The organism is Streptomyces sp. NPDC018031 (assembly GCF_044327625.1).
In the GTDB taxonomy this organism is placed as follows: Bacteria; Actinomycetota; Actinomycetes; order Streptomycetales; family Streptomycetaceae; genus Streptomyces.
Genome location: NZ_JBIRFT010000002.1, coordinates 893,264 through 902,752 on the forward strand (window position 1 = coordinate 893,264; position 9,489 = coordinate 902,752).

6 protein-coding genes are annotated in these 9,489 nt (G+C 73.3%); 2 read left to right on the forward strand and 4 right to left on the reverse strand.

The features are described 5' to 3' along the window. Nucleotides 1-126: 126 nt before the first annotated feature. Both ACH4B3_RS10260 and ACH4B3_RS10265 read right to left on the reverse strand, forming a co-directional pair. The gene (locus ACH4B3_RS10260; protein ID WP_398462295.1) at nt 127-2,442 is read right to left on the reverse strand and encodes a chitinase C-terminal domain-containing protein; all 2,316 of its coding nucleotides are present in this window, start codon (nt 2,440-2,442) and stop codon (nt 127-129) included. Nucleotides 2,443-2,833: 391 nt separating this feature from the next. Next, the gene (locus ACH4B3_RS10265; RefSeq protein WP_398462296.1) at nt 2,834-4,087 is read right to left on the reverse strand and encodes a DUF1266 domain-containing protein; all 1,254 of its coding nucleotides are present in this window, start codon (nt 4,085-4,087) and stop codon (nt 2,834-2,836) included. Nucleotides 4,088-4,358: 271 nt separating this feature from the next. Between ACH4B3_RS10265 and ACH4B3_RS10270 the strand changes: the two genes are divergently transcribed. Beyond that, nucleotides 4,359-5,513, forward strand: a complete 1,155-nt coding sequence (locus ACH4B3_RS10270; protein ID WP_398462297.1) for a serine hydrolase domain-containing protein — start codon at nt 4,359-4,361, stop codon at nt 5,511-5,513. Nucleotides 5,514-5,759: 246 nt separating this feature from the next. On the opposite strand, the gene ACH4B3_RS10275 is transcribed toward ACH4B3_RS10270, so the two are convergent. Then, the gene (locus ACH4B3_RS10275; protein ID WP_398462355.1) at nt 5,760-7,487 is read right to left on the reverse strand and encodes an ATP-binding cassette domain-containing protein; all 1,728 of its coding nucleotides are present in this window, start codon (nt 7,485-7,487) and stop codon (nt 5,760-5,762) included. Nucleotides 7,488-7,943: 456 nt separating this feature from the next. Here ACH4B3_RS10275 and ACH4B3_RS10280 point away from each other — a divergent pair, with 456 nt between their 5' ends. Continuing rightward, nucleotides 7,944-9,179 (forward strand): GNAT family N-acetyltransferase, encoded by a 1,236-nt coding sequence (locus tag ACH4B3_RS10280; RefSeq protein WP_398462298.1) that lies wholly within the window; start codon nt 7,944-7,946, stop codon nt 9,177-9,179. Nucleotides 9,180-9,187: 8 nt separating this feature from the next. Here ACH4B3_RS10280 and ACH4B3_RS10285 read toward each other — a convergent pair. Further along, a partial coding sequence (locus ACH4B3_RS10285; RefSeq protein ID WP_398462299.1) for a transposase occupies nt 9,188-9,489 on the reverse strand: 302 nt, incomplete at its 5' end.

The window sequence follows — 9,489 nt, forward strand, 5'->3', positions numbered from 1 at the left end:
CGCGCCCCCTCCGGCCGGGACGGCGGTCCCGGCCGGAGGGGCGCGCGGCGGGCCGGCCGTGCGGCGCCGGCCGGGCCCCGGACGCCGGCCGCCTCCCGCGCGGGGCGGCGACCGGCGCCCGGTGGGTCAGCAGGCGCCCAGGTCCTGCCAGACGGCCGAGCCGGAACCGGGCCGCTCGCCCTGGGTCCACCAGCGGGCCTTCCAGTTGTGGTCGGCCCAGGAGACCGTGGCGCCACCGGTGTAGACGGCGGTCGCGCTCCAGGCCGGCGCGGTGCAGGTGCCGCCGGGCGGGGTGGGCGTCGGGGTCGGCGTACCGCCGTCACCGGGGCGGACGACCTTGGCGCCGCGGGTCAGGTCGCCGGCGAGCCCGTAGGTCCGGCCGTCGAAGCTCACGGTCCAGTTGGACGGGGTGGACACCGGCAGGTAGTAGACGAAGTCGACGTCCACCGAGGCGCCCGGGGCCAGCGACTGCCAGCCGGGGAGTTTCACCGAGGCCCGGTGGTAGGCGCCCTTCAGCCCGCCGACGTTGTTCCCCGCGGTGTGGTCGCTGCGGACGACCTTCAGTCCCCAGCCGGACTGGTCCTTGGCGTTGCCGGGTGCCGAGGTGGCGTAGTCGAACTGGAACTCCGCGCCGCCGGGGATGGTCGCACCGCTGTTGTTGGTGATGCGCATCTTCGGGCTGATCGGGTAGTTGGAGTCGCCGAGCGGGAAGTCGCGGAAGCTGACGTCGAGGTCGACGACCTCCTGGGGCAGTGTGGTGGTGGCCCGCTGCGCGCCGTAGCCGGGGGCGGATCTGAACGCGTCGTACAGGGTGGTGGTGAGCGTGTCGCCCGGCTCGTACTGCCCCTTGGCGGCGTTCCAGTCGTAGTCGCCGGCCAGCTCCCACACCATGGTGCCGCCCAGCCCCTGGTCGACCACGTACTTCGCCTTGGCGGCCACCGACTGCTCGTCCTCGGTGGAGAGGAAGACCTTCTTCTCGGCGTTCCACAGCCACGGCGCTACCAGGGTGGCGTCGTACTTGCGCGCGTAGGTGCCGGTCAGCCTGGTGTCCGCCGGGAAGCCGTACCGGCTCAGGTAGTCGCCGGTGACCCCCTTCTCCAGGTTCTTGGCGTGCCACATGGGGTTGGAGCCGGCGGGTGACTCCTTGCCGTCGTCGTCCTTGTCGTGCCACAGGTTGTCGATCCCGACGGCGCCGTCACCGCAGGTGGTCAGGCCCGATCCGGCGGGGCAGGAGGCAGCCTTGGCGGTGCCCCACAGCCCGTCGGTGCCGCCGGTGACGTTCTTCCAGCCGCGGGTGTAGTAGGGCAGGCCGAGGTTGATCCGCCCGGCCGGCATCGCGCCGCGGAAGTAGTGGTAGGACCAGTCGCCGTTGAGGTACCCCAGCCCGCCGTACTGCGCGGTGGTGTACACGCCGGCCTTGGCCAGCTCCCCGTCCCTGCCGTCGTCGTAGAGCGCGGCGTTCGGGCCGACGTGCTCGTTCCAGGCGCCGTGCAGGTCGTAGGACATGATGTTGACGTAGTCCAGGTACTTGGTCGTCTGGTACGTCTCCATGCCGCGCAGCAGATAGCCCGAGGAGGGGGCCGCCACCGAGAGCAGGTAGTGCCTGCCGTCGGCCGCGCCCGCCCGGTCCAGCTTCTCGCGCAGCGTCTTCATCAGGGCGGCGTAGCCCTTGTTGAGACCGGCCCGGCGGGCGTTGGCGATCTTCCAGTCCAGCGGGTTGCCGGCGTCCTTCATCGACGTCGGGTACTCGTAGTCGATGTCGACGCCGTTGAAGCCGTACGTCCGGATGAAGGAGACGGCCGAGTCGGCGAAGGTGTCGATCCCGGCCTGGTTGACCGAGCCGTCGGCGTTGGTGGCCATGCCGTAGAAGCCACCGGAGTCCACCCGCTTGCCGCTGTCGTCGAAGTAGCCGCCGGTCTCGGCCCAGCCGCCCACCGAGATCAGCGTCTTGACGCCGGGGTGCTTCTTCTTGAACTTGTTGAGCAGGTTGAAGTGGCCCTGGTAGGGCAGCTCCGGGTCCATCTCGGCGCCGGCCACCCCGGGCCAGGTCATGCCGGTGGCCGGATTGTCCGCACCGCCGCCCACCGACACCTTGTTGGCACCGTCGACGTGTGCGAAGGCGTAGTTGATGTGGGTGACCTTGTCCCACGGGATGTCGGAGGCGAGGTAGGCGGGGGTGCCGTCCTTGCCGGTGCGCCAGCCGGTGAAGTAGCCGATGACCCGGCGCTGGTGGTCGGCGCCCATCTTCTCGCGGCCGGCGGTGTCGTAGACCGAGCAGTACGGCACGTCGACGCCGGGGGTGGTGTAGAGCCCGTCGGGGCGGCAGCCGGACTGGTCCTCGGCGTGCGAGGACGTCGCGGGCAGGGTGGCGAGGAGCAGCCCGGCCACGGCGGCCGAGACCGTGGCGAGGGCGGCTCTCGTTCTGGTGCGGGACAGCGACACGAAGGGGCCTCCTGGATGGGGGGTGCGGTGGGGGAGTCGAACGGTGCCGTGGCGGGGGAGCGGGGACCGGGGTGCGGCACCCCGCGGCAACTCCGGTGCGGCGCGCGGGGGATCGTGCCGCAGACAGTAGGAGGACTAGACCATTGCGTCAATAGGTATGGACCAATGGGCGGGGGTGTGCGGGGCGGCCCCGGCGCGGCCGCCGGCCGCCGGTGCCTGCCCCGGGAACGAAACCGCCGGTCCGGCCGCCGGGGAGCGCCGGCGTCCGGCGCGTGCCCGGTGGCGCCGGCCCGCGGGCGCCCGCGGCCCGGGGCGCCCCGTCGCCGGGGCCGACGACGTGCTGTTCCGGGACGGGTCGGTCGGCGGCGGCCGGTGCGGCCCGCGCCCGGCGCTACCCCGCGGCGAACGGCACCGTCCGCCACGGGCTCTCCGGGTCGTCCACCAGCTCCAGGTGCGCGTCCCGCACCGTGGTGTACCAGGGGCCGAACTCCTCCTCGTCGAAGTGCAGGCACCGGCCGAGCACATATCCGGCGGAGAACTCCGCCCACGAGCCGTACGCGGCCCGCGCGGCCGCGGACACCTGTTCCACCGCGGCGCGCATCTCGGCCTCCCCGGCGTACCGGGCGCCCAGGCCCCAGCGGGCCATCTTGGACGCGCGGCCGAGGTCCCAGGCGGCGACGGAGTGGACGAGACCGTCGGGCGGCAGGAGCCCGTCGGCCCGGAACCGCGCCTCGTACCGCAGCACCTTGCCCACCAACTCCCGCAGCCCGGCCACGAAGTCCCCGAATCCGGGGTCGTCGGCGGGGAGACCGGTCTGAAGGGCCCGGTCGCGCACGGTCGCCTCCACCCGCTCACGCCACTGCCCGGGGTCGAGGCGGCCGCCGGACGCACGGACCAGCGCGGTCCGGATCTCCAGCACGAAGTCCCAGTACCAGGGGCTCACTTCCCGGTCGAGCAGTCGCCGCTGCGTCGCGAGCCAGTCCTCGCGGCCGTGCACCCCCCAGTCGTCGGCGATCCGCGCCACCTCGCCCCGGTAACCCATGCCGTGCCAGTGCGGGGTGTTCCACGCGTCGCCGTTGCGATAGCACAGGTGCGCCCCGCAGGCGAGCCCGTGCAGCAGCGGACCGGGTTCCGGGGCGCCGCCCCGCCGGGTCACCACGCGGTCCATCAGCGCGTCCGGGTCGAACAGCTCGTGGTGCACGTCCAGCCACACCTCGCGCTCGTCGTCGGTGGTCGGGAAGTACCGCTCGCACGGCGTGGCCACGTTGACCGCGAGGATGTCCACGTCCGCAGGGAGGACGTGCGCCAGCGCGCCCACCGTCACGTACTCGTACACCAGGTACGGATGCGGACGCGGCAGCAGGCCGGCCGTGTACACCTGCGCCACCACCCGCCCGTCCGGGGTCTCGGTGGTCAGCATCGGGTACTCGTCCTCGTCGGCCGACACCGCCTGGTCGAGACGGACCGGGTAGTACACCCCCTCGGTCGCCAGGGTGCGCAGATAGGCGTACGAGTCGTCCGCGCGGCCCACCTTGTACAGGTGCTGCTCCAGGTCGGTGGGCGCCGACCAGCGGACACCGTCCGGTGGAGCCGGGACGAGTGGGAAGAACTCGTCGTGCGTCCCGTCCTCGGCTGCCGTGTACATGGGGGCTCCTTCCGTCCTGATCCCGGTGCCAAGATCATCCGGGTACGGTAGCCGCGCCCCCGCCGGGGCGCCGCCCCGAGGCCCACCGCCGGCCCGGTAGGGCACCGCGGGCCCGGGCTCCGGTGGAGCCGGCGCCCCCGGCCGAGGACCGCCGGGACCGCCCCCGCGGTCCGCCGGCACGGCGCGGGCCGGGGCCGGGGCCCGCCACTCAACCTGCCGTGTTGATCGGGAGTCCTCCTGGGTGCCGACCCATCCGAAGAGGGAGAACCCCATGCTCAAGCAGGCTTTACCGCGCACCCTGGCCGTCCTGGCGATGGCGGGGGCGGTCGCCGCGACCGCGGCCGCCCCGGTAGCGGCCGGGGCTCGCCCCTCCCCCCACTCCGCGACCCAGGAGGCCCTCGACGCGATCACCCGGCAGGGCACCCCGGGGGTCCTGGCCCGGGTCGACCGCGGAGGCAAGAGCTGGCACGGCACCTCGGGGGTCGCGGACCTGCGTACCGGCCGCCCCCTCCTGCCGGAGGACCGCTTCCGCGCCGGCAGTCTGATCAAACCCTTCATCGCCACCGTGCTGCTGCAGCTCGCCGCCGAACCCGAGCGCCGCCTGTCGATCGACGACACGGTGGACAGGTGGCTGCCCGGCCTGGTGCGCGGCAACGGCAACGACGGCCGCCACATCACGCTGCGCCAGCTGCTGCAGCACACCAGCGGGCTCTACGACTACCTCGACGACCCCGGATTCCGCGCCAAGTACACCGGCACGGCGTTCTTCGACCACCGGTTCGACGGCGCCACCCCCGAGGAACTGGTGCGGACAGGTCTCGCCCACGAACCGCGCTTCGCGCCCGGCGCCGGCTGGGACTACTCCAACACCAACTACATCCTGGCCGGCATGGTCATCGAGAAGGTGACCGGCAACACCTACGCCGAGGAAGTGGAACGGCGGATCATCCGGCCGCTGGGCCTGGACGGCACCACGCTCCCCGGCACCGCGCCCTCGATCCCCGGCCCGCACGGCCGCCACTACTCCACGCTCTACGTCAGCGATCCCGACCCGCAGGTCCACGACGTCACCGAGCTCGACCCCTCGGTGTCCGGAGCCTCCGGCGAGCTGATCTCCACCGCCCGGGACCTGAACGTGTTCTTCCGCGCCCTGCTCCGCGGCGAGCTGTTGCCGCCCGCCCAGCAGCGGGACATGTTCACCACCCGTGACCTGGGCGGCGGCAGGTCCTACGGCCTCGGCATCCGGTCCCAGACGCTCACCACCTGCGGTGTGCGGGTCTGGGGGCACAGCGGGGAGATCACCGGCTCGCTGACCCGCACCGTGGCCACCGCCGACGGCAAGCACGTCATCACGATCAACCGGAACGGCGACTGGGGGGACCACGGCCTGGAACAGGCAGCGGTCGAGGCGGAGTTCTGCCGCTGACCCGGCGACGCCGCTGAACGCCGGGCGGTCCGGCGGTCCCGTGGCCCGGTCGGGCGGTCCGGTCCGGTGATTCGGTGCGGTGCCGCGGTGCCGCGGTGCCGCGGTGCCGCGGTGCTGAGCGGTCCGGTGGTCCGGTGGTCCGGTGGTCCGGTGGTCCGGCGGGACACGACCAGGTGTCCCGCCGGACCGGGGCAGGCCCCTACCCGCCCTGGGGGAGGCCGCCGCTGCCGGCCGCGGGGGAAGCCGCTACCGGTCCTGGGAGAGTTCGAGGAGTTCGGCGAAGGTGCCGCCCGCGTGGACCAGGTCCTGGTATCCGCCCTGCTCGGTGATGCGCCCCTGTTCCATGACCACGATGCGGTCGGCCACCTTGGTGTTCTCCAGCCGGTGCGTCACCACGATCGTGATGCGGTCGGCGGCGACGGCCTTGATCTGCTCGAAGATGCCGTGTTCACCGCGCGGGTCCATCTGCGAGGTGGGCTCGTCCAGGATCAGCAGGGCCGGACGGCGGTACAGGGCCCTGGAACAGGCCAGCCGCTGCCACTGTCCCCCGGACAGCTCCGCCCCGCCGAACACCTCCCGGGCGAGGAGGGTGTCGAGGCCCTTCGGCAGGTCCTCGACGGCCTCCCGCATGCCGACCGCTTCGACCGCGTCCCACACCGGCCCGTCGTCGAAGGTGCGCGGCCGGCCGAGCGTCACGTTCTCCCGGGCCCGCAGCGGCCACTGCGCGAAGATCTGCGGGACCAGCCCGGTGCAGCGCCAGACGGTGGCCGGGTCGACCTCCGCCAGATCCGCGCCGTTCCAGGTGACCCGGCCCTTGTCGGCCAGGTAGATCCCGGTGATGAGACGGGTGAGCGTGGACTTCCCGGAGCCGTTCACCCCGACGATGGCGAGGATCTCGCCGCGCCGCAGGGTCAGCGACACACCGTCGACGGCCGGCCTGTCCTTGCCCGGGTACTGGTAGCCGGCCTCCTCCAGGCGGATCTCCTCCACCGGCGGGTCCACGGCCCGCCCGCCGCGCCGGAGCGCCCGCTGCCCCGCGTCGTCGAGGAACGCCTGCATGTCGCCCAGGTAGAGACTGGTGTGGAACACCGCGGCCCCGCTCACGACGACCTGCGAGAGGGCGGCGAGCGTCGTCTGGACGGCGACGACCGCGGTGGCGGCGACGGCCAGCGGGACCCGGCCGGAGGAGGCCAGCCAGGCCAGCGCGGCCCAGGTGGCGACCAGGAAGATCCCGCTGGTCAGCGAGGAGACCAGGGCGATGCGCAGGGTCCGCGGCGCCGCGGTGAGGGTGCGCCGGTCCACCCGTTCGGACAGGGACCGGTACCAGTACAGCAGGTAGTCGGTCATGCCGTTGGCGCGGACCTCGTCACCGTACTTGGGGGTGGTCGACCACCACCGCATCATGCCGCGCACGTTGCGGTCGGCGATGTTCGCGTAGTGGATCTCGTAGTCCACCCGGGCGGTCAGCACCGCGCCGACCCCGGCGGGCAGTACCGAGAGCAGCAGCAGCGGCAGCATCAGCACGTTCAGCACCGCGAGGACGCCACCGGCGGTGACCATCCTGATCAGGGCGGAGAGGAAGCGCTGCGCGTCGGCGACCATCACATGGGTGCGCATCACCCCCATCTCCGCGGCCTCCTGGCGGTCGGCGAAGCCGTCCACCGAGTAGGCCGCCGCCTCGACCCGGCAGACCGCCTCGACCAGCGCGGTGTCCGCGGCGGTGGTGAGTCCGGGGGTGATCCGGCGCTCGGCGTAGGCGGCCGCGGCGGACGCGCCGCGGGTGAGGGCGGTCGCGCCGGCGAGGACGAGGAGGGCCGGCAGCGCCTGCCGCAGCCGGTCCGCGACGGCGCCCTGGCCGAGGAGCGGGCGCATGGCTTCGGCGGTGGCGGTCAGCAGCACCGCGGCGGCCACCCCGGTGACCAACTGGCAGGCCAGGAGCAGCAGCACGGCCCGACGATCGCACTCCCAGGACATCCTGGCGATCCGGCGCAGCACGGCGGGTAGCTGGGAGCACAGCGCCCGGAAGGAGACCCCGCCGAGCGGGTTCACGGAGTACTCGCCCGTGTAGGTGATCTCGGCGGGTGGCGGCGGCGGGGGTGTCACGGCCCGCGGGTCCGGTCGTTCGGCTGAGGTCAACTGCCTGCCTCCTGCACGGTCGTGGTGGACTCTTCGGCGCCACCGTGGTCAACGACGCGGGCGGTGTGTCGAACACACGTGTTTGAGACGGGGCGGGTACCGCGGGACGGCGCGGCCGGCACCCGGTGCGGGGTACATCCACCCTTGGGGCGCCGTGGTCGGTCCGGTCGCGCGGATGGCCGAAACGCCGACGGCGGGACCCGGGGCCGCGCCGGACGGCGCCGGCGGGCCGGAAGTGATCGGTGCGCGCCTAATTCGCATGACGCCCGGGGCAGGCGGGGTTAGCGTCCGGCCATGACCACGCCGGAGTTCCGTACGGTGCCCGAAGCGCACCTCGACCGCGCCCTCGACCTGCACGATCTCGTCTTCCACGGGAAGAGCGAGGAGGAGCCGCGCAAGCTCCTCCGCGAGCTGCTCCAGCGCTGCGAGCGCATCGGCGCCTACGACGGTGACGAGCTCGTCGGCCTGCTCGTCGCCCACCGGCTCCGGCTCTCGGTACCGGGCGGCGAACTGCCGTGCGCCGGAGTCACCTTCGTGTCGGTGGCCCCGACCCACCGCCGCCGCGGAGTGCTCACCGGCATGGTGGCCGAGCTGTGGCGGCGGTGCGCGGCCGGCGGGCAGCCGCTGGCGGCCCTGTGGGTCTCGCAGGCGGCCATCTACGGGCGCTTCGGCTTCGATCCGGCCACGCACGCCTACACCGTGGAGATCGACTCCAGCCGGCCGCTCGCCCTGCGGGTACCGCACGACGAGCGCCCGCTGCGGCTGGTCGCCCCCGCCGACGCCCCGGCCGTCGTCGAGGACCTCCACCAGGCCCACCGGGCGCACCGTGGTGGCCGGGTGGCCCGTGACGCGTTCTGGTGGCGCCACCTGATCCTCCCCGAGAAGAGCGAGGAGAACGAGGACCTCAGCCCGCCGCGCGTGGTGACGGTCGGCGACGGCGCGGGCGCGCCCGCGGCCGGGTACGCCGTCTACCGCACCCACGGCGGCGACGACGGCACCGGGGCGCCCGGCACGGTCCACGTGGAGGAACTGGAGGCGGCCACCCCGCACGTGGCCGCCACCCTGTGGCGCTATCTCGCCTCCATCGACCTCACCGACAAGGTGCGAGCCTGGGGCCGTCCGGTGGACGACCCGCTGCTGGACTTCGCCGCCGACCGCGACCAGGTCCGGGTGGTCCAGGAGTTCCCGGCGCTGTGGTTGCGCCTGGTGGACGTTCCCGCCGCGCTGCGGGCCCGGGCCTGGGCCACCGACACCGACCTCGTCCTGGACGTCCGCGACGAGGGAGTGCCCGGCAACGCGGGCCGGTTCCGGCTCACCACGCGGGCCTCGGGGGCCACCGTGACCCGGACGGCGGACACCCCCGACCTCGCTCTCGACGTCCGTGAACTGGCCGGCTGCTATCTCGGTGGCACCTCCCTGGAACGCCTGGTCCGGGCCGGCCTGGCCACCGAGCACACCCCCGGGGCGGCACGGGCCCTGGACGAGGCGCTGCGCACCGCCCACGCGCCGCACACCGTCGACGATTTCTAATGGAGTTGTCAAGCAGCAAGCGTGACGTGTGGTACTGGGCTGTAGCACCGTCCGTCACGAAGCAGGGCCCATAGGACGTTGACTCGGCGGCGGGCCAGCGCCATCACGGCTTGGACGTGGCGCTTGCCCTCGGCACGCTTGCGGTCGTAGAAGCGTCGGGACTCGTCGCAACAGCGGATGCTGATCAGCGCGGAGGTGTAGAAGACGCGTTGGATGCGCCGGCTGTATCGCTGGGGCCGATGCAGGTTGCCGCTGATCTTGCCGGAGTCGCGGGGCGCGGGGGCGACGCCGGCGAACCCGGCCAGCCGGT